A 19,613-nucleotide genomic window follows, 5' to 3' on the forward strand; every position below is an offset into this window, starting at 1 on the left:
TCCAGGAATCCTAGCCAGCGCCAGAGGGCAGCGGTCGGGTCGTCACGGCCGAGCGTCAGCGCGTCCGGCGTACCGCGATGACATTGTCCGTAACCTCGGCGACCTGACCGTCCGGACCGGTCGCGGTCCGCCGGGGGGCTTCCAGCCGTTCCACGGACCAGCCGTCGCCCAGCTCGAACGACGCCAGCGACTCGGCGGCGGTCGGGAAGGCCCGGTGCTGGTCCCAGAACCAGGGGGCGACGGACGCGTGCTCGATCACCACGAACAACCCGCCCTGTGCGACCAGGTCGGAGGCTCGGTGCAGCACCTCCGCGCGCGGGAACTCCTCCGGTCCGTGGAGGTAGGTGGCGGTCACCAGGTCGAACGAGCCGGACGGCATCGATGCCCGCAGGTCGTGCTGCTCGACGGTGACGTGGTCGGTCAGGCCTGCGTCGGCGGCCGCCTGCGCCACGCGTCCGAGCGCGACGGCTGCCGCGTCGACCGCGGTCACGTGCCAGCCGAGGGAGGCGAGCCAGAGGGCGTCGCCGCCGTGCCCGCAGCCGAGGTCGACCGCGCGCCCGGGAGTCGGGGCCAGGGCGGGAAGAGCGTCGACCAGGACCGCGTTCGGCCGCGTGCCCCACGAGGGGTCGATCGTCTCGTAGTGCTCGTCCCAGTAGTGCTCGCCGTGCGTGTGCTCAGTCATGCTCGACATCGTCAGCCGCGTCCGACGACGCCAGCAAGCCACGTTGCCGGTCCGGCAACCCCACCGCTGCCACAAGCCGCCGCACGACGCCGTCCGGGTCGGCCTCCCACTCCGTCGCGAGCACCTGCACCACGCGCCAGCCGCCCGAGCGCAGGGCGGTCGGCTGCGTGACCCGCCGCTCGTCCAGGGAGTGCGCGGCGAGCCGGGCGGACTGGTCGACCAGCACGCCGACCGTGTGGGCAGGAGCGCCGTGTGGGCGCAGGGCCAGGTCGCAGCGGAACGCGGACTGCCCGACGCCGGCGACGACCTCGACACCGGCCGCGCGGACGGCGTCGGCGATCTGCTCGACGATCGGCGGGACGGGCTGGACCGCCGCGCGCCCCGAGCGTTCGCGCAGGCCAGCCAGCACCCCGGCGGCTGCGGCGGCGTCCCCGTTGGAGACCGCGTCGGCGTAGTGCAGGAAGCCGCGCAGGGTGTTCGCGCCGTCGTTGTAGACGTTGGTGATCGCGGTGTGATCGATGCTGCTGACCAGGACCATGTGCCGGCGGGCGCGGCTGAAGATGACGTTGAGCCGCTTCTCGCCACCCGCGTTGTTGATCGGGCCGAAGTTCATGCGCATGCGACCGTCCGGCCCGGCGGCGTAGCAGACGCTCATGAGGATGACGTCGCGCTCGTCGCCCTGGACGTTCTCGAGGTTCTTCACGAACAGCCCGACCACCTGGCCGTCCTCCTCGCGGGTCAGCTCGGCGTCGTACAGGCGCGCGAACTCGGCGTCGTCGCGGCCCAGCCGCTCCAGCGCCCGCTCGATCTCCGACTGCTGCGCCTCCGAGAACGCGACGATCCCCAGCGTCTGACCGCTGCCGCGCGCCAGCAGCTCGCGGACCAGGTTGGCGATCCAGACCGCCTCCTGCGGGTTGGTCCGCTGGGTGTAGACGCCGTCCAGCACGCGAACGGCAGTGATGCTCCGCTCCAGCAGACCGTCGACGGCGGCGACGACGTCCTCCTGCGAGAAGGAAGCGACCGTCACCTCCAGGGGCCGCGCGCGGACGTGGGTGAGGGTGCGGTCCGGGATCGTGGTCAGCCGGCCCTCGTAGAACGCCGCGTTGCTGAACTGGATCAGCGCCTCGTACTGGCTGCGGTAGTGCCAGGTGAGCATGGTCGACGGCAGCCGCACGGACCCGACCGCGAGGAAGCTGTCGGAGTCGAGGACGACACCCACCGTGGCGTTGTCGTCGTCCTCGTCCGCGGGCTCCTCCGTGGGGGGCGCGCCCACCTGGAAGTACCGGGAGGGCGGCAGCTGCATCCGGTCGCCGACCACGATCACCTGCGCCCCGCGGAACAGCGCCGGCACGGCCTCCTCGACGGGGATCTGGCTGGCCTCGTCGAAGATCACGACGTCGAAGGTCGTCTCCAGCGGCAGGGTGTCCGAGAGCGACGACGGGCTCATCAACCACACCGGGCGCATCGCCGCGACGACGGCCCCAGGGTCGGCCGAGGCCAGGTAGCGGATCGACTTGTACGCCCGGACCTTGCCGAACTCGTGCTCCAGCTCGCGCCGCCCGGCCATCCACACCGCCTTGAGCGCGCGGTCCTCCAGCTGCATCCCGCTGACGCTGCGCTGCGAGTGCGCGACGGCGTCGACGAACTGTGCCCGCAGCCGGGCGGTGACGACGTCGGCGTTGGCGCGCTGCAGCTCCGGGGCGCGCTCGGCCACGCGGTCCAGCAGGTCGGCCAGCCGGTCGCCGTCGAGCCGGCTGAGCGCGGGCTCCTGTGCGCGGGCCTCGCGCATCGACGCGGCGACGACCGCGTGCTCCAGCTGGTCGGGGGACGCGTCGAGCTGACGCAGCGCGCGAAGCACGGTCGGCGCCGCCGCGAGGTCCCGCAACGTGCCGGCCGCCGCGCGGACCAGGGCCTGCCCGTCGGCGCCCGTGAGGCCGCGCAGCTCGTCGCGCAGGGCGCTCATCGGCAGGTCGTCGGCCCCGGCGACGAGCCCGGCCAGGTGCGTCCTGACCGTCTCGACGAGCTCCGGCAGCCGGTCCAGGACGTCGTCGGGCTCGGTGTCCGCCAACCGCGTGCGCCAGACCGCGAGCGCGCCGGTGTACCGCCGGATCGCGGTGATCCTGTCCGAGAGCACCGCCAGGTCGGCGTGCCCCCAGTCGCGGGCCAGCTCCTGCGAGAGCGCGTCGGCCCGGGCTGCCGTCTCGTAGCGTGCGACCAGGAGCTCCAGGGCAGCAGTGGCCGTCGGCCGGACCTGCCGGTCGCCTGCGTCGAACCCGGCGTCCACCAGCTTGCGCACGCGGCGCCAGCCGCCGTCGAGGAACTTCCAGACCGAGGTCTCGCGGCGCCGGGCGATCTCCACGGCCGCTGTCGCGTCCGGCGCGGAGAGCGGCTCGCGCCAGCCCGACGCCGCCCGGTCGGCCGCGTCCGCCGCCGCCTCGACCTCGCGCCACGCAACCGCGGCCTCCTGGAGTCGCCGAGCGGCCGGGGTACGCGGGGTGACTGCCGAGCCGAGGTCGCGCTGGACCAGCGGCGCGAGGACGGCATGCATCTGGCCGACCGCGTCGGCGTCGTCCACGGTGAGCTCGTCGCCGTCGTCCAGGACGGCGAGCACGGCGTCGACCGCCGCGGCCGCCTCCTGCGCGCGCTGCGCGACCACGGCGTCGGCGCGCGGCTGGTCCAGCACCGACGGGTCGATCAAGCGGGCGGGGGTCCGCGCGAGCACCGGGGCGGCGCCGGCCCGAGCCAGCGCGGCGACGAGGGCGTCGACCAGCGGACGAGCCGGAATCCAGTCGGCGGGCTCGGGGAGGAGCGCCTGCTCGGCGGGCGTGAGGTCGTCGCCCCAGCGGAACCCGCGCAGCGCGATCAGCCGCTCCAGCACGTCCTGCACCCCGCCGAGCGCCTGCTCGTACGCGCCGACCTCGGCCAGCGCGGCGGTCGTCGCGTCGATCAGCGCGGTCCGCCGGGCCTCGACGGCGTCCAGCGGCTCGTCGTCGGCCAGCCAGCGCTCGTAGGTGTCGCGCAAGCCGTGCACGAACTCCTTCTTGTCCTCCTGGCTGTCGTGCACCAGCGTGCAGATCTCGCCGAGGCCCTGCGCCCGCAGCCGCGCGTGCACCACGTCGAGGGCCGCGCGCTTCTGGCAGACGAACAGCACGCGCTTGCCGTGCGCGACGAAGTCGGCGACGAGGTTGGTGATCGTCTGCGACTTGCCGGTGCCGGGCGGTCCCTGGATGACGAAGTTGTCGCCGGAGCGAGCCAGCGCCACGGCACCCAGCTGGGAGGCGTCGGCGGGGACGACCAGGTACCGGTCGGCCACCGGGATGGTCGCGCCGTGCTCGGCGACGTCGCGCGGGGCGGTCGAGAACAGCTCGTCGAACGCCTCGTTCGGCATCGGCTCGGCCAGCAACGAGTCGTAGTCGCGGACCAGGCTGAGCGTGCGGTAGTTGAAGTTGGCCAGCGTGACCATGGTCAGGTCGACGTCCCACGTGTACGGGTTGTCGTCGCCTTGCGTCTGCACCGAGAACGTCTCGACCACGTGCTGGGGAGCGGGTGCGTCGCCGAGCTCCACGGACAGCGGGATCGGCCGGCGCTGGATGCGGTCCTGGAAGATCTGCACGCCGAGCGGGTTCCAGCCGGGCCTCGTGTACGAGTACGCGTACTGCCGACGGCCGAACAGCGGACGGGTGCTGGGCCGACGCCGCCGATAGGCCTGCAGCGCCACCTGCGCCCGGTGCCGGACCAGCTCGATCCGGGGCTTGTCGACGAGCCCGACGACGACCGCCGGCTGCGTCGCGCGCGCCTGCTTCTCGATGCTCGCCCGCAGCTCCTCGACGGCCCCCTCGGACGCGAGGTCGATGGTCTCCGGCAGCCGCAGCCCGAACAGCTCGTCCAGCTGGTGCCGCAGCACGGGGTTGACCTCGGCCTGCGTGCCGGTCAGCTGCAGCCGGTAGGCGTCGCGCACGCCGCGCTGCTTGGTCAGGGTCACCGGAGCGAGCACGAGCGGCGAGTCGATGGGCGTGCCGGGGTCGTTCTTCACGTCGTGCCAGCGCAGGAACGCGACGACCAGGCGCAGCTGGTCCCGGCCGTACTCGGCACGGTCGCGACGCGCCGACGAGATGATCGCGTCCAGCGCGGCCGCGGCGTAGGGCGCGTCGTCCCAGCGCACGAGCGAGCCGACGTCGACCGCCTTCCCGTCCACCAGCCGCGCGGACGCCGGGCCGCCCCACGTGAACAGCTGCGACGCCCGGATGTGCCGCACGTCGAGCACCAGCGGCACCGACGCCTCGGTGAGGTTGATGGTCCGCCCGGTGGGCCGGAAGTGCAGCAGCGGGTTGCGCCGGGACGCGTCGAACAGCCGGTCGCGCAGGTGCTCCAGCACGGCGGCGCGTCGGTCGGTGCGCGCGCCGAGCACGCGGTCGAGGTCGAAGTCCTCGGGCTGGTCGCGGTAGGTCTCCAGCCGGGTGATCACGTCCGCGAGGTCCTGAGCGCGGCGGCGGCGGTCGGGCGCGATCATCGAGCTCGCGACCGTGGCCAGCACCGGGTGCAGAGCGGGCGCGAGGGCGAACAGGTTGTTCCGGCGCTGCTGCAGCAGGGCCGCGTCGGCCTCGTCGGCCAGGTCCAGGCCGCACACCAGAGCGACGAACAGCTCGCCCAGGCTCGCGATGTCGGTGAGCTCGTCGTGGTGGCCGGCCAGGTGCTCCCACCGCTGCCAGCCGGCGACGATCCGGACCGTGCCCTCCTCGGAGGTGCGAGTCTCCCCGGCCGCACCCGAGAGGTCCCGCTCGACGGTCCCTCGGTGCTCCACCTCCACCGCGGCGGACACCTCCGCGGCCGCGATGGCCGCGCGGTTCCGCTGCGGCGGACCCGCCTGCGTGACGTCGACGGTCACCGGTTCGTCGTCGACCTGCGCGAGGGCTCCCAGGCCGCGCAGCGGGGCGACCCGGCCGGTCTCGTGCAGCGTCTGCACCGTGCGGAACATCGGCAGCAGCAGGCCGAGGACGTCGTCGGGAGGAAGCCCACCGCGGGCCACGGCCCGACCGATCAGTGCGCGCATCAGCCCGCCGCCGCCGTCACCTTGGCCAGCGCCCGGTCGCCGAGGTCGAGCTCGTCGGTGAAGAGCCGCAGCACCTCGTCGCCGAGGCCCACCCGCCGGGCGACCGCGAGCACCGCACCGAGGTCGTCGACCCCACCGCCGTCGTCGGCCGTGGCGAAGTCCACCAGCACGGCCGCCAGGTAGGTCCGCGTCTCGGAGGCCAGGTTCGAGGGCGTGTCCGTGAGGGCGGGCGGTCCGCCGACGACGACCCCGAACCGCTGCGCCAGGTCGAGCGCCTCCTCGCTGCGCACCACGTCGTCCGCGACGAGCATCCACACGAGCGACCGTGTGACCTCCGCCAGGCGATCCTGCCCGAGGACGTCCAGCGCGCCGAGGTCCAGCTGCGGACCGAGGGCGGCCGCGACGGCCGCGTCCGCGCCGGGTCCGCGCTCGGCCCACTCCTGGAGGGCCCAGGCACGCAGCACCGTCTCCGGGTGGGTGGTGCCCGCGCTCGGGACGCTGTAGTCCACCTCGGCCGCCTGGCGCAGGTAGGCCGCCGAGTCGACCTTGGCCAACCCCGTGACGATCTTGACCAGGCCGCTCACCGTCGTGGTCAGCGACCCGCATGCCAGCATGCCGCCGCGGTCCGCGTACAGCTCCGTGGCGAGCCGGAACCGGCGGGCGGTCTCCAGGTACTCCGAGGGCGTCCGCGCATCAGACTCCGCGGCGTCCAGCAGGCGGGCCGCCGCCAGGTACCGGCCGTCGTCCGCGGTCCAGAGCAGGTGGTGGGCGAGCTCGTGCCCTGCGACCGCGCACAGCTCGTCGGAGTCGAGGAGGTTGAGCGTGCCGCCGGTGAGCACCAGCACCGCCCGGTCCGGCACGTACACCAGCTCGGCGTTGCTGCCCTGGCCGCCCTCGTCGACGTAGATCTCGATCGGCACCGTCACGCCGAGCGCGTCCGCGGCGCGCTGGACGGCCGCGTGCACCTCCGGGTGGCCGACCGGTTCCACCCGGTAGGTCTGCCGGAGCAGCAGCTGGTCCAGCTCGCCGGAGGGCGCCGAGACCCGCGGTCGCAGCGAGCCGAACGCCACCGGGTTCTCGCGCTCGAGCAGCGCCGCGACGTCGCGGTGGTACGGCAGCGGTCCCCAGTCGGTCACCGGCCACCTCCCTCGTCGTCGTGGCCCCGGCGACGATAACGCGATCAGGGGCTCGCCGCGCCGTCCCCCGGGTTCAGCAGGGTCAGCCGGGTCCGGGCCGGACCGAGCGCGGTGCGCACCGGTGACGTGCGACCGTTCACGGTGCCGCTCGGTACCGCGGAACGCCCAGCGGCACCGGCCGTCCCGCCGCTGCCGGGTGCGCCGCCGCGGAGCTGACGCCCGCACGACGCCGGCGCCGGATGATCCACTCCGCCACCGCGAGGTTGAGCACCCAGGCCGCGCCCATGATCAGGGCGCGGCTCGTCTCGCCGACCGACCCGGCGAGGGTCCAGGGGATGAAGAGCACGGCCTGCGTGCCGGCGCCCTGGCCGATCGCGTAGCCGCGGGTCATCCACGCGCTGTGCGTGACGACGTCCCGGCGCCGGATGGCCAGCACGCCGAGCACGAGGAACGCGACCATCGCGGAGCCGAACACCACGCGGAACACCTCGAGCAGGGGACCGTCACCGGCGGGCAGCTCCGCGAACACCGCCATCCACACGCCCGCGAGCGCCGCCACGATCCCGGCGGGGGCGACCACGCGACCGGCCAGCCGGTGCCACCGCGGACGCCGGCGCCGCAGGCCGGGGTGGAACTGGAACGCACCGAGCAGGCAGAACACGCTCGCGGCGACGATGTGCACGACCACGGGCATCGGCAGCGCCAGGTACCGCGCGTTGTCCGGCGTGACCTCCGGGTTGCCGGCGAGCTCTGCCAGCCGGATCGATCCGGCCAGCACCGGGACGATGCTCAGCAGGATCAGCCCGGCCGGGATGCGCCACTCGTGTCTGGGCACGGGGCCCCCTTCGTCAGGTGCGGATCGTCGTGGTCCGAGCCTGGCCACCTCGAGCGTGCCGGTCATCGGCCGATGGGCCGCGGCGTCGTCCTCCCTTCGGCCGAGGCACAGGAAACCGTCCGGCCGCCTCGGTCGTTCACCCCTGGACAGCCCCCATCCGGACGGAGACCCCATGACCCCGCTCGTCTGCCCCAAGTGCGGATCCGACATGCGCGCGTACGAGCGCAACGGCGTGACCATCGACCAGTGCACCGGCTGCCGGGGGATCTTCCTGGACCGCGGGGAGCTCGAGAGGCTCACCGACGCCGAGGCCGCGTTCTACGGCTCACGCCAGGCCGCCCCCACACCCAGCAGGTACCCCGAGGACGACCGGTACCGCGGTGACCGCGACGACTACTACAAGAAGAAGAAGAAGCCGGGCGGCTTCCTGGGCGAGCTCTTCGACTGACTCAGGGGCACGTGTCGACGGCCGGCTCGCCGGCGAAGCGGTCGGCCGTCCAGGCGATCAGCTCGCCGATGAGCGGGGAGTCCGCCTCGACCAGCGGCACGTGACCCCGACCGGCGTAGGTGCGGTAGTCGACCGCGTAGCCGGCGGCGCACCGGTCCTCGACGTAGGCGCCCTGGGCGGCCGGCGTGACCAGGGCGTCGTCGGCCCCCTGAGCCACGAGCAGCGGCGCCGCGATGCGCCCCGACGGCACGTTCTGGACCAGGCGGTCCAGGAACACCCCGCTGCTGGGGTCGCCGGACCAGATCGGACGGTCCAGTGCCACCGAGGTGAGCACGGAGACGAGGACGCCGGGCTCGGCGAGGCACCGCTGGGCCATCTCGCGCGTGATGATCCGCGCCCCCGGCCGGACCAGGTCGTCGAAGGTCACGTCGGGGTACTCGGCGGTGTAGCCCTCCACCACGTAGGACGCGAACAGCTCCCCGGCGGTCACGTTCTCCACGACGTCCACCAGCGCCGGCAGGTTGCTCGCGGGCGCCAGGGCGGCGACCCCGTCGATCTGCAGCTCGGGCGCGTAGGTCGGCGCAAGCATCCCCGTCCACAGGGCCGCGTGGCCGCCCTGCGAGTGACCCCACACGACGGTCTCGTCGGCCAGGTCGGCGTCGGAGAGCTGGTGTGCCGCCCGGACCGCGTCGAGCACCGAGCGCCCCTCGCCCTGCCCGATGAGGTAGGGGTGCGGCCCCTCGGTGCCCAGACCGGTGTAGTCGGCGGCGACCATGGCCCAGCCCTGCGCGAGGACCTCGTCCTGCACGAACATCGCGCCGGCGCTCAGCCCGTCGGTCAGCACCGTGGGGGCGCACCCGCTCGCCACACCGGTCGTGCCGTGCGCCCACGCGACCACCGGGCTGGGGGCCGACGACTCCGGCGCGACGACCAACCCGCTGGCGACGGCGGGACGCCCCTCGCCGCGGGTGGTCGTGTAGAGGATCCGCCACGCCCTGGCGTCCGCGGGGATCTCGTCGCTGGTGAACGGCTCGCTGCGGAGCAGCTGTCCGGGGGCGGACGGGACGTCGTCGGGAGGGTCGTAGAACGCGTCCGGCCGGGGCACGCCGCGCTGCACGACCACGCTGGTCAGCACCAGGACGAGCGCCACCAGCGCACCGAGCACCGAGCCGGTCAGCCGCCACCAGCCACCGCGGGGAGCCGCCCGGCGCGGCCACAGCCGGCCGAGGTCGGCGTCCTGCCCGCGGACACCGGCGACGATCTCGCGCACGCCGACGATCACCAGCCGCACCGCGAACACGACGGCGACCACCAGCACGGTCACGTCCGGCCACGCGAGCGCCAGCAGACCGAGCACGATCGCCGTGGCACCCCCGACCACCGCGTTGCCGCGGGCCGTCCCGTGCAGCCCGCGGGACCGGGCGAGGTCGAGCACGCCGTCGACGATCAGCGCCGCGGCGACCACCAGGGCCAGCACGCGGATCGTCACGCCCGGCCACACCACCACCGCGAGCGCGGCACCCAGGGAGACCGAGCCGCGCACCACCGACCACTTGTCGCCGTCCGCCAGCTCGTCTACGCCCAGCACCACCAGCCCGACCACGACCACAACCACCAGGACCGCGAGCGACGCGAAGGGCCGCACCGCGAGCAGCGCGCCGATCAGCACGGCCACGATCCCGAGGGTCAGTCGCAGCCGGCGTGACACCGAGTGGTCGTCGCGGCGCGGCACGAGCCGAAACTAGCGCTCCGGTCGGTCACTCGTCGCGGGTCGGCCGATCGACTTCCTCACCGCGGTCGTGCACGGTGACCTCGCCATCGTCGTGCACGGTCAGGATCGTGGTGGTGCAGGCGCCGCCGTCGAACGAGGCGAGCACCGTGCCGTCCTGCGCGGACACGACGATGCCGGTCCCCACGCAGTCGTCGCCGGGCAGGCTCCGACCCTCCCGGGCGGGGAGCTCGACGACCTCGTCGGACCCCTCGAACGTCACCACCACGGGCTGGCCGCTCTCGTTCGTCAGCTCTGCGGCGTCCGGCGGGTGGTCGATGCACCCGGCCGCGGTGGCCACAAGGGCCAGAGCCGTCACCGCCGACGCCAGCGTCCGTCGCACTCTCACGATGCCCCCCTGCAGTAGTCCTGTGGACGGCGATCCTGCCCAAGATGGGGTCAGCCCGGGCCTGTCACCCGTGTGAACCCTCCACGAGCGACCGCAGTCATCCGATCGGCCCAGTCACGCCGGTCGCGAGGGCGTGTCGGACCCTCGGGGCACAGTGGGCAGATGGACGTGAGGACGGCGGTCGAGGGCCGGGTCGACTCCGGTGAGGTGCACGGCGCCGCCTGGCTCGTGGACCGGGCTGGGGACGTGAGCACCGGGGCGGCGGGCATCAGCGCGACGGACACGATCTTCCGCATCTCGTCGGTGACCAAGCCCGTGGTCGCGGCGCTCGCGATGCAGCTGGTCGACGACGGGCTGCTCCGGCTGGACGACCAGGTGGACGGGCTGCTCCCTGAGCTGGCCGACCGTCGGGTGCTGCGCGATCCCGCCGGCCCGATCGACGACACCGTCCGCGCCGACCGGCCGATCACCGTGCGGGACGTGCTCGAGTTCCGGCTCGGACTCGGCATGGACTTCGCCGGACCGTTCCCCGGCACGGTCCTCGGCGCCCTGGCGGAGGGCGGGCTGCCGGTCGGTCCGCCCGCACCGCAGCAGTCACCGGCCCCCGACGAGTGGATGCAGATCGTGGGGAGCGTCCCGCTCGCGGCGCAGCCGGGCGCCCGCTGGCTGTACAACACGGGCGCCCAGGTGCTCGGCGTCCTGGTGGCGCGCGCGGCGGGTCGGCCGCTGCCGGAGCTCCTCGCCGAGCGGCTCCTCGACCCGCTCGGCATGGTGGACACCGGCTTCCACGTCCCGCCCGACCGCCTGGGCCGGTTCGGCCGGCAGTGGCTGGGGACCGACGTGTACGACGAGGTGGACGGGCAGTGGGCGCGGCCGCCGGCCTTCCCGGACGCCGCGTCCGGTCTGGTCTCCACGGTGGCGGACCTGCACGCGTTCGCGACGAGCCTGCGGGCGGCTCCGCGGGCGGACATGCTGGCCGCGCGGGGCGGCGCGCACGACGCCGACGGCCGCGAGGGCTGGGGGCTCGGCATCGGTGTGCTCCTCGCCGACCTCCCCGACGGTCGGCACGCCGGCAGCTACGGCTGGGACGGCGGCATGGGGTCGACGTGGTGGACCGATCCCGTCACCGACACCGTCGCGATCCTGCTCACCACCGACGCGTGGACGTCCCCGCAGCCGACACCCGTCTTCTCTGACTTCTGGGCGGCGGCCTTCGCGCAGTGACCCTCAGACGAACCGCTCGACGAACGCGATGACGGTGGACTCGTTCCAGCCGTCGATCCCCTCGAACACGGCCGTCCGCTCGGGCGAGGTCATCCACACCTGCTCGAGCCGGCGGAACTCGTCCTGGTCGCCCTCGGCGCTGACCGCCCACGTGAACTCCGCGGTGTCCCGGTTCAGGTAGGCCGACTCGACCGTGAACCCGAAGGCGTCCCGGGCGGGAACCAGCCGGGTCGGCCACCAGACGAGGAACTCGTCGACCAGGTGCGGCTTGAGGTTGTACCGGCGGAGCTGGACGGTGCGGGTCACGGTCGGACCGTCCCCTCGGACAGCCACGCCTCGAACGCCTCGAACGACGACGGCCGGCCCAGGAACCGCTCGACCAGCTCGGCGGCGTCGGCCGATCCCCCGGGCGCGAGGATCGCGTCGCGGTACCGCCGGCCGACCACCGGATCCATCAGCCCGTCGATGAACGCGGTGCGCAGGTCCTTGGCGATGACCAGGCTCCAGAGGTACGTGTAGTAGGCCGACCCGTACCCGTCGAGGTGCCCGAACCCGGCGTACTGGTGGGTCTCGGGGATCGGCGTGTAGGGGCCGAACCGTGCGTCGACGTCGGCCGTGTAGGTGGCCAGGTCGGCCGGGGGGTCAGCGTGCAGGCCGTAGGACAGGGCCGTGTAGTTGAGCTGGCGACGGGTCCACGCGCCGCGGCCGAACGCGTCCGCGCGGCGCATCCGCTCGACCAGCGCGGCGGGGATCGGCTCTCCGGCGGCGTTCGTCGCGAAGGAGCCCAGCACGCCCGCGTCCCAGCCCCACTCCTCGAGCAGCTGGCTGGGCGCTTCGACGAAGTCCCACTCGGTAGCCACACCGGAGAACATGGCCCACGGCTGGTTGCCGCCGAGCACCTCGTGCACCAGGTGGCCCAGCTCGTGGAAGAAGGTCAGGACGTCGTCGTGCTCCATCAGGCCGGTCGGGAAGTTGCACACCAGCGTGCCCTCGGGCAGGGACCGCCCCGCGATGCCCGGCACCAGCGGGAACTGGGCGGCGTGGTTGAACTTGCCGGCCCGGGGGTGCATGTCGAGGTACACCCGGCCGATCGCGCGACCGTCGTCCGTGACGTCGTACACCTCGACGTCCTCGTGCCACGTCGGCGCGTCCACCCGCTCGAGCGCGATCCCGAACAGCCGCGAGACCACGTCCAGCACGCCCGGCTTCACGGCCTCGTAGCGGAAGTACTCCCGGACCTCGCGGGAGTCGACGTCGTACTGCTCGTTCTTGATGATCTGGTCGTAGTACAGGTTGTCCGCCGCGGTGACCGCCGTGGCACCGGGCACGTCCTGGCGGTACCGCGCGAGCATGACGTCCACGTCGTGCGCGGCGTGCTCGGCGGTGAGTCCGTCGAGGCGCTCGACCAGGTCCGCGATGGCGCTGCCGGAGCCGATCATCTTGACCTCGGCGTCGTACGTGGGCCAGTCGGGGTAGCCCAGCAGGGTCGCCCGCTCCGCGCGCAGCTGGAGCAGCTCTGCGAGCACCTGCTCGTTGGCGGGCCAGCCGATGCGCTGGTGCTCGGTGGTCAGCGCGAGCCGGACGGACGGGTCGGTCGCGTACGTGCGGACCGGGAGCAGGTCGGGGTACTCGGTGGTGAGCGTGACCAGTCCGTCCTCGTCGGCCGGGTGCTCCGCGCGGAAGTCCTCGGGCAGCCCGTCCAGCTGCTCGGGCCGCACCCGGATGCTGCGGACGCCGTCGCGGATGTTCCGGGAGAACTCCAGGCCGAGCTCGGTGCACCGCTGCGCGAGCGCGCGCAGCCGGTCCCGGTCCTCCGGCGAGCGGTCCACGCCGGCGCGGCGGAAGTCGCGCAGCACCCGGTCCCGGACCCGCACGGCGCCCGGCTCGAGCCCGTCCGGGTCGGTCGCGGCGAGCACCCGCCACAGCTCGTGGTCCAGCCCGCGCTCGGTGACGAGGTCCTCGGCCGCCTGCGCCCGCTCCTCCGCGGCCGCGCGCAGGTCGGCGTCCGGGTGCACCTCGGACAGCAGGTGGGCCGCGGACGACGCCGTGCCGATCGCGATGTCGGAGTCGTTCCACAGGTCGAGCACCTCGCTCGAGGTGCGCGGCGAGCCGTCCTTCAGGCGCGCGACGAGGGCGCGGGCGTCGTCGAGACGGGCGTCGACCGTGGTGGCCAGGAAGTCCGGCCAGGCAGCGGCGTCGGTGGGGAAGCTGGTCGTCGGCATGCGCCCGACGATATCCGCGCGGGACGCCTCAGCGGGGGCCACCCAGGATCAGCCGCACCGCGACGGTGTCGCCGACGTCGAGCAGCTCGGCCTTGCGCACCATGTCCTTGACCGGCACCAGGTAGCGGCCGTCCTTCGGGAACAGGGACGTCTCCCACTCGGTGTCGTCGATGCGCGCAAGCACGGGGATCACGCCCCACCCGTAGCTGACCTGCGCGGACACCGCCTTGATCGCCGCACTCTCGGCCTCGGGCACGGGCACGTAGTGATAGGGCGACGGCCCACGCCAGTAGATGATCTCGCCGCTGAACCGAAGTTCCATCGACCCAGCGTCCCCCGGTCCGCCCCCGCGCGCGAGAACAACCCGGGTCGCGTCATCGACCGTCCGGCCGCGACTCAGGTTGTTCTCGCGGCCGACCATGTCGTTGTGGTGGGTCGGGACCGTCAGAACGGTGTCAACGACATGGTCAGCGGCGACGGGCGGCGATCGACGTGACGACGGGGGCCAGCAGTGCGACCCCCGCCGCGATGAACGCTGCCGTCGCGACCGTCCGGTCGATGACCGGGCCGGTGGTGCGGCCCAGGCCGATCCAGGTCAGCCCCCACGCCATCGCCAGCCCGATCGGCACGATCACCGTGGGTCGGGTCCGACCGAACACCGCGTACGCGACGGACAGTGCGGCCGCGGCAGCGAGCACGATCACGGACCACGCGGTCGCGCCCAGGCCGAGCTCCCCGACACCCGCGTCGGCCAGGAACGCGGCGATGTTGGCGAGCGTCGCCACGCTGACCCAGCCGAGGTAGAGGCCGACGGTCGTGTCGGTGATCACCGAGGTGACGGCCCCGGTGTGGGCGATCCGGACGAGCCGCACGAAGATCACCGCGAGGACCACTAGCAGCACGCCGATCACGACGACGCTGCCGCCCACCGAGCCCGCCTGGACGACCCCGATCCACAGGGCGTTGAGCAGCATGGACGCCAGCACCCACCACGAGACGGCACGCAGCCGCGGGTCGGCGCCCTGGCGCGGCAGTGCCTGGGCGACCGCGAAGACACCGAGGCCGAGGTAGATCAGGGACCAGATCGAGAACGCCGGGGAGTCGGGGGCCAGCGGTGTGGCCGTCGCGGACAGGGCACCTCCGGCAGCCTCCGCGATCGGCTGGCCGCCGAACGCGCCCGAGCCCACGGCAGCGCCGGCGATCGCGACAACCGCACCGAGCAGGACCGTGACCTGGCGGACCCGGTCACGGGTCGTGGCGGGGGCGTCGACAAGGGTGCTCAGGGTCTCCATGCGTCCAGCGTGCCAAACCTCAGCATGCTGAGCATCTTGAGAGCTACACGCCGACGCTCTCGCGTCCCGGCAGCTCCACCCCGATGCGCAGCGCCTCGACGAGGTCGCGGTACAGCGCGTCGGTCCCCAGCAGCTCCTCGTGCGTCCCCCGGGCCCGCACGGCGCCGTCCTCCATCACCAGGATCGTGTCGGCGTCGAGGACCGTGGACAGCCGGTGCGCGACCGTGACGACGGCGCCGCGCGACGCCAGGTCGCGGATGCAGTCGTGGATCGCCGACTCCGTGAGCCCGTCCACCTGGGCCGTCGCCTCGTCGAGGAGCAGGACGTCCGGCGCCTTGAGGATCGCGCGGGCCAGGGCGATCCGCTGCCGCTGGCCGCCGGAGACGGACGTCGAGGTCAGCGACGTGTCGAGCCCCTCGGGGAGCGCGTCGAACGCGCCGTCCAGCCGGACCGCCGCGAGCACCCCGTCCAGCTCCTCGTCGGTGGCGTCCGGCGCGCTGAACACCAGGTTGTCGCGGATCGAGCCCGGCACGATCGGCGTCTCCTGCTCCACGTAGGCGAACCGCTCGCGCAGGCGGTCGTGCCCGATCTCCGCGAACGGGCGGCCGTCCAGCAGCAGCTCCCCGGACTGCGGCTCGAGGAAGCGCAGCAGCAGGGAGAACACGGTGGTCTTGCCGGCACCCGACGGGCCGACGAGCGCGGTGTGGCCCCGTCGCGGCACCGTGATCGAGATGTCCCGCACCGCCGGCTCCGCGTCCGGTCCGTAGGCGGCGGTCACGTTCCGCAGCTCGATCACAGGCGTCGCGTCGTCGGGGACCACCTCGAGCGGGGTGGACGCCACGGGCTGCTCACTGTCCATGTCCGTGACCTCGCGGATGCGCGCGGCCGCCGCGATGCCCGACTGCAGCTGCGTGAAGGCCTGGGTCAGCTCGGTGATCGGGCCGACGATGTTGAACGCGTACAGCAGGAACGCCACCAGGCTGGACACCGCCAGCAGATCCTCCGACACCCGCCACGCACCGAGCCCGAGGATCACCACGATCGCCAGCTGGATCCCACCCCAGGAGATGGTCCAGGCGACGGCGGTGGTCCGCACCGCGCGCACCGAGTGGTCCTTGGCGTCCCGCGCGTCCGCAAGGATCCGCTCGCCCTGCCGCTCCTCGGCGCGGCTCGACTTCACGGTCCGGACCGCCCGCAGCGTCCCCTCCAGCGTCCCGCCGAGCCGTCCGACCGACTCCTGCGCCGCCTGCTGCGAGCTCGCGATCCCGGGCAGCAGCAGCGCCATGAGGATGCCGACCACGATGATCGCGCCGATGGTCGTGGCCAGGAGCACCAGGTCCAGCACGGCCATGAGGATCAGGGTGCCGACGAGGGCCACGACGCCGTTGACCAGGCTCACCAGGCTCGACGACGCCGCCTCGCGCAGCAGGAGCGTGTCCGAGGTGGTGCGGGTGACCAGCTCACCGACGGGGCGCCGTGTCACGGCCGGCACCGTGGCGCGCAGGAACCGGCGGACCAGGGTCTCGCGCGCGTCGAGCACGATCCGCTCGGCCACCGTGCCCATGAGGATCCACTGCGCGAGCCCGATCGCCGAGCCGAGCACGAGGATCACCAGCAGCAGCGCGACCGGCTTCGCCAGGCTGACCCCCGTCGACAGCGAGTCGAGGACCCACTTGGTCACCATCGGCGTCGCCAGGCCCATGGCGGTCGCCGCGAGGCTGAGCAGGAGGCCCAGGAGCAGGGCGCGTCGGTGCGGTCGCGCGAAGCCGAGGAGGATGCGGACCTTCTCGCCGCGCAGAGGTTCGGGATCCGTCATCAGTCCAGTGGAACACTGATGTTCCATAAAGGTCAACAGTGTTCCCCGGTGGAACGTCCTGATACTTTTGGTGGATGACGGTCGAGCTCGAGACGGGTACACGGAGCCGGACCCGCAAGGCGATCCTCGACGCGGCCGTCCGGGTCCTCGCCCAGGACCCCGGTGCCAGCCTCGGGCAGATCGCCGACGCCGCCGACGTCGGCCGCACCACGCTGCACCGGTACTTCCCCGACCGCGCCGACCTGCTGGCCGCGGTGACGCAGGAGGCCGGCCGACGGCTGGGCGAGGCAGCCGTCCGGGCACGTCTCGACGAGGGTCCGGGCCTCGACGCCCTGCTCCGGGCGTGCCAGACGTGCCTCGCGCTGGGTGACCTGCTCACCCTGCTGTTCACCGAGACGATCTCGCTCGAGGCCTGCGGGGACGAGGACGGGTTCTCCCAGGCGCTCGACGCCGCGATCGCACGAGGGCTCGCCGACGGCACGCTCGACCCGCGGCTGTCCCCTGCCTGGTTGCAGGGCACGCTGTGGTCCTCGCTCTACCTGGCCTGGAGCGAGCTGCGTGAGGGGACGGCGCCGCAGCACGACGTCGTCGGCCAGCTCCTGCTCACGGTGCGCAAGGCGTTGTCGGCGTGAGCGCCCCCATGGACCCCCTGACCGAGAAGCAGATCCGCGCGTCCTTCGTGAACTGCTCACGCCGCGAGGCCGCCCAGGTGACTCTCCCCGCCGACCTGTCCGAGCTGCGCTGGGACCGCCTCGACTACCTCGGCTGGATCGACCGCAAGGCACCCCTGCGCGCGTACGTGGTCCTGCCCGTCGAGGACGCCCTCGTCGGGATCGCCCTGCGCTCGCCCGAGGTCGCCGGCAAGCGTCGCCGCGCGGTCTGCGCCTGGTGCGAGGACGTCTACGCCACCGACGACGTCTCCCTGTACGTGGCCCGTCGCGCCGGCGCACCCGGCCGCAACGGCGACACCATCGGCACCCTGATCTGCACGACCTTCGGCTGCTCGGCCAACGTCCGGCGCCCGCCCACGATCATCGAGGCGGGCGACGACGCCGCGGGGGTCGTCCGGCGCCGCATCGCAGGCCTGCGCGAGCGGTCGGCCCGGTTCGCCGACGAGGTGCTCCGGGAGATCTGAGTCTTCCCCCGGGTGCCGGGTATGTGCTGGTGTGGGGTCGGCCGACAGGGGGTCGGCCCCGGCGTGGCCCACGGGCTGTGCCGACACGTGAGGAGGCCCGTCCGTGGCGCCACGTCGAACACTGGTCGCACTCGTCTCGTCCATCACCATCGTCGCCGCCGGGGCCCTCGCGTCCCCGGCGGCCGCGCACGGTCGCGGGACACCCGAGGAGAAGTTCGCCCAGAAGGTCACCACCCGCCACGTCATGGGCCATCTCGAGGCCCTGCAGAAGATCGCCGACCAGAACGGTGGCAACCGTGCCGCCCTCACGCCCGGCTACGAGGCGAGCGCGCGCTACGTCGAGCGCACCCTGAAGAAGGCCGGGTACCGCACGGAGCGGGACCCGTTCACGTTCGACCGCGAGGTCATCGACACCGCGACCCTCACCCAGAACAGCCCGGGGACGGCCACCTACGAGGTCGACCAGATGCTGTACTCGCCGAACGCCCCGGTGGGCGGTGTCACCGGGGACCTCGCCGCGCCGACCGATACGTTCGGCTGCACCGCCGGCACGTGGACCCCGGCCGCCGCCGGGAAGATCGCGCTGATCAGCCGCGGCGGCTGCACGTTCGCGATCAAGGCCACCACCGCGGCGGCCGCCGGCGTCATCGCGGTGGTGATCTACAACAACGTGCCCGACGTGCAGCTGTTCGGCACGCTCGGCGCCGAGGGCGTGGTCGCCATCCCGGTGGCCGGCCTCCCGCAGGCCGACGGGCAGGCGCTCGCGGCCGCCCTCACCCCCGGGCCGGTGAACGTGACCCTCGACCTGACCAACCACGTCGAGACGGTCGAGTCGTTCAACGTGATCGCCGAGACCCGGCAGGGGCGCGACGACAACGTCGTGATGCTCGGCGCGCACCTGGACAGCGTCGAGGAGGGACCCGGCATCAACGACAACGGCACGGGGTCCGCCGCGATCCTCGAGGTCGCGGTCCAGCTGGCCAAGTCGCACACCCGGCACCACAACACCGTGCGGTTCGCGTGGTGGGGCGCCGAGGAGCTCGGGCTGCAGGGCTCGACCGCGTACGTCGAGGAGCTGGCCACCCAGGAGGGTGAGCTCGACCGGATCGCCACCTACCTCAACTACGACATGGTCGGCTCGCCCAACTACATCATCGGGGTCTACGACGCCGACCAGTCGACCTACCCGGCGCCCGTCGGGGTCCCGATCCCTGAAGGGTCGGCCGCCACCGAGGACGTGCTGACCACCTGGTTCGACGGCATCGGCCAGCCCTGGGTGGACACCCAGTTCTCCGGACGGTCCGACTACCAGGCGTTCATCCTCAACGGCGTCCCGGCGTCGGGCCTGTTCACGGGTGCCGACGACGTCAAGACCGACGCCCAGGTCGCGCTCTTCGGCGGCACGGCGGGGATCACGCAGGACCCGAACTACCACTCCGCCGGTGACAACCTGTCGAACGTGAACCGGACCGCGCTCGGCATCATGGCCAAGGCGATCGCCGCGTCCACCTACAGCCTCGCGTGGGACACGTCGGCCATCAACAACGTGTCCGGCCCCGGCGACGGGCACACCTGGCCGGGCCACGGGCACGGTCACGGCAAGTTCGGCACCGACGAGAACCGTCTCGACTGGGAGCGGGCCTCCTGACCACCGGG

The 19,613-nt window shown here is 73.2% G+C and carries 16 protein-coding genes; 5 read left to right on the forward strand and 11 right to left on the reverse strand.

What is annotated here, in order from left to right; translation table 11 throughout:
- Nucleotides 1-55 precede the first annotated feature (55 nt).
- The 4 genes from AC1DXT_RS00805 to AC1DXT_RS00820 all read right to left on the reverse strand — a co-directional run bounded on the left by AC1DXT_RS00805 (nt 56) and on the right by AC1DXT_RS00820 (nt 7,703).
- Nucleotides 56-682, reverse strand: coding sequence for an SAM-dependent methyltransferase (locus AC1DXT_RS00805; protein WP_477059488.1), 627 nt, complete (start codon nt 680-682; stop codon nt 56-58).
- Nucleotides 675-5,732 carry an AAA domain-containing protein gene (locus AC1DXT_RS00810; RefSeq protein ID WP_477059489.1) on the reverse strand — a complete coding sequence of 1,686 codons (5,058 nt, stop codon included), beginning with the start codon at nt 5,730-5,732 and terminating at the stop codon, nt 675-677. The genes AC1DXT_RS00805 and AC1DXT_RS00810 overlap by 8 nt, the downstream gene beginning before the upstream one ends.
- The gene (locus AC1DXT_RS00815; RefSeq protein ID WP_477059490.1) at nt 5,732-6,868 is read right to left on the reverse strand and encodes a M48 family metalloprotease; all 1,137 of its coding nucleotides are present in this window, start codon (nt 6,866-6,868) and stop codon (nt 5,732-5,734) included. Before AC1DXT_RS00815 ends, AC1DXT_RS00810 begins: the two co-directional genes overlap by 1 nt.
- 136 nt (nt 6,869-7,004) lie before the next feature.
- On the reverse strand, nt 7,005-7,703 hold the full coding sequence (locus tag AC1DXT_RS00820) for a DUF2306 domain-containing protein (RefSeq protein ID WP_477059491.1): 699 nt from the start codon (nt 7,701-7,703) through the stop codon (nt 7,005-7,007).
- Between the two features lie 172 nt (nt 7,704-7,875).
- Between AC1DXT_RS00820 and AC1DXT_RS00825 the strand changes: the two genes are divergently transcribed.
- The gene (locus AC1DXT_RS00825; protein WP_477059492.1) at nt 7,876-8,151 is read left to right on the forward strand and encodes a TFIIB-type zinc ribbon-containing protein; all 276 of its coding nucleotides are present in this window, start codon (nt 7,876-7,878) and stop codon (nt 8,149-8,151) included.
- A gap of 1 nt (nt 8,152) precedes the next feature.
- Here AC1DXT_RS00825 and AC1DXT_RS00830 read toward each other — a convergent pair whose 3' ends face one another.
- Both AC1DXT_RS00830 and AC1DXT_RS00835 read right to left on the reverse strand, forming a co-directional pair.
- Nucleotides 8,153-9,883, reverse strand: coding sequence for a lipase family protein (locus AC1DXT_RS00830; RefSeq protein WP_477059493.1), 1,731 nt, complete (start codon nt 9,881-9,883; stop codon nt 8,153-8,155).
- A gap of 25 nt (nt 9,884-9,908) precedes the next feature.
- Nucleotides 9,909-10,268 carry a hypothetical protein gene (locus tag AC1DXT_RS00835; protein ID WP_477059494.1) on the reverse strand — a complete coding sequence of 120 codons (360 nt, stop codon included), beginning with the start codon at nt 10,266-10,268 and terminating at the stop codon, nt 9,909-9,911.
- Between the two features lie 162 nt (nt 10,269-10,430).
- Here AC1DXT_RS00835 and AC1DXT_RS00840 point away from each other — a divergent pair, with 162 nt between their 5' ends.
- A complete protein-coding gene (locus AC1DXT_RS00840) occupies nt 10,431-11,492 on the forward strand; it encodes a serine hydrolase domain-containing protein (RefSeq protein WP_477059495.1) in 1,062 nt (353 codons plus the stop codon).
- A 3-nt stretch (nt 11,493-11,495) separates the two neighbouring features.
- On the opposite strand, the gene AC1DXT_RS00845 is transcribed toward AC1DXT_RS00840, so the two are convergent.
- From AC1DXT_RS00845 to AC1DXT_RS00865, 5 genes are all read right to left on the reverse strand, one after another.
- Complete coding sequence (locus tag AC1DXT_RS00845; protein WP_477059496.1) at nt 11,496-11,798, reverse strand: hypothetical protein; 303 nt, start codon at nt 11,796-11,798, stop codon at nt 11,496-11,498.
- Nucleotides 11,795-13,714, reverse strand: coding sequence for a M3 family metallopeptidase (locus AC1DXT_RS00850; RefSeq protein WP_477059497.1), 1,920 nt, complete (start codon nt 13,712-13,714; stop codon nt 11,795-11,797). The genes AC1DXT_RS00845 and AC1DXT_RS00850 overlap by 4 nt, the downstream gene beginning before the upstream one ends.
- 28 nt (nt 13,715-13,742) lie before the next feature.
- Nucleotides 13,743-14,036: a DUF1905 domain-containing protein gene (locus tag AC1DXT_RS00855; RefSeq protein ID WP_477059498.1), complete on the reverse strand. Its 294-nt coding sequence runs from the start codon at nt 14,034-14,036 to the stop codon at nt 13,743-13,745.
- 145 nt (nt 14,037-14,181) lie between these two features.
- Nucleotides 14,182-15,006: a tryptophan-rich sensory protein gene (locus tag AC1DXT_RS00860; protein WP_477059499.1), complete on the reverse strand. Its 825-nt coding sequence runs from the start codon at nt 15,004-15,006 to the stop codon at nt 14,182-14,184.
- A 43-nt stretch (nt 15,007-15,049) separates the two neighbouring features.
- Nucleotides 15,050-16,822, reverse strand: a complete 1,773-nt coding sequence (locus AC1DXT_RS00865) for an ABC transporter ATP-binding protein (protein WP_477059500.1) — start codon at nt 16,820-16,822, stop codon at nt 15,050-15,052.
- Nucleotides 16,823-16,896: 74 nt separating this feature from the next.
- On the opposite strand from AC1DXT_RS00865, the gene AC1DXT_RS00870 reads away from it, so the two are divergent.
- The 3 genes from AC1DXT_RS00870 to AC1DXT_RS00880 all read left to right on the forward strand — a co-directional run bounded on the left by AC1DXT_RS00870 (nt 16,897) and on the right by AC1DXT_RS00880 (nt 19,605).
- Complete coding sequence (locus tag AC1DXT_RS00870; RefSeq protein WP_477059501.1) at nt 16,897-17,454, forward strand: TetR/AcrR family transcriptional regulator; 558 nt, start codon at nt 16,897-16,899, stop codon at nt 17,452-17,454.
- Between the two features lie 8 nt (nt 17,455-17,462).
- Nucleotides 17,463-17,957 carry an FBP domain-containing protein gene (locus AC1DXT_RS00875; RefSeq protein WP_477060788.1) on the forward strand — a complete coding sequence of 165 codons (495 nt, stop codon included), beginning with the start codon at nt 17,463-17,465 and terminating at the stop codon, nt 17,955-17,957.
- A 103-nt stretch (nt 17,958-18,060) separates the two neighbouring features.
- The gene (locus AC1DXT_RS00880; RefSeq protein WP_477059502.1) at nt 18,061-19,605 is read left to right on the forward strand and encodes a M20/M25/M40 family metallo-hydrolase; all 1,545 of its coding nucleotides are present in this window, start codon (nt 18,061-18,063) and stop codon (nt 19,603-19,605) included.
- Nucleotides 19,606-19,613 lie beyond the last annotated feature (8 nt).

This window comes from Cellulomonas sp. P1_G12_2 (assembly GCF_056405535.1).

Bases quoted from the DNA above. Each gene is read 5' to 3' on its own strand.
- AC1DXT_RS00875 (WP_477060788.1), top strand. From the start codon at position 17,463: ATGGACCCCCTGACCGAGAAGCAGATCCGCGCGTCCTTCGTGAACTGC.
- AC1DXT_RS00855 (WP_477059498.1), bottom strand. From the start codon at position 14,036: ATGGAACTTCGGTTCAGCGGCGAGATCATCTACTGGCGTGGGCCGTCG.
- AC1DXT_RS00825 (WP_477059492.1), top strand. From the start codon at position 7,876: ATGACCCCGCTCGTCTGCCCCAAGTGCGGATCCGACATGCGCGCGTAC.
- AC1DXT_RS00810 (WP_477059489.1), bottom strand. From the start codon at position 5,732: ATGCGCGCACTGATCGGTCGGGCCGTGGCCCGCGGTGGGCTTCCTCCC.
- AC1DXT_RS00870 (WP_477059501.1), top strand. From the start codon at position 16,897: ATGACGGTCGAGCTCGAGACGGGTACACGGAGCCGGACCCGCAAGGCG.
- AC1DXT_RS00860 (WP_477059499.1), bottom strand. From the start codon at position 15,006: ATGGAGACCCTGAGCACCCTTGTCGACGCCCCCGCCACGACCCGTGAC.
- AC1DXT_RS00805 (WP_477059488.1), bottom strand. From the start codon at position 682: ATGACTGAGCACACGCACGGCGAGCACTACTGGGACGAGCACTACGAG.
- AC1DXT_RS00850 (WP_477059497.1), bottom strand. From the start codon at position 13,714: ATGCCGACGACCAGCTTCCCCACCGACGCCGCTGCCTGGCCGGACTTC.
- AC1DXT_RS00840 (WP_477059495.1), top strand. From the start codon at position 10,431: ATGGACGTGAGGACGGCGGTCGAGGGCCGGGTCGACTCCGGTGAGGTG.
- AC1DXT_RS00865 (WP_477059500.1), bottom strand. From the start codon at position 16,822: ATGACGGATCCCGAACCTCTGCGCGGCGAGAAGGTCCGCATCCTCCTC.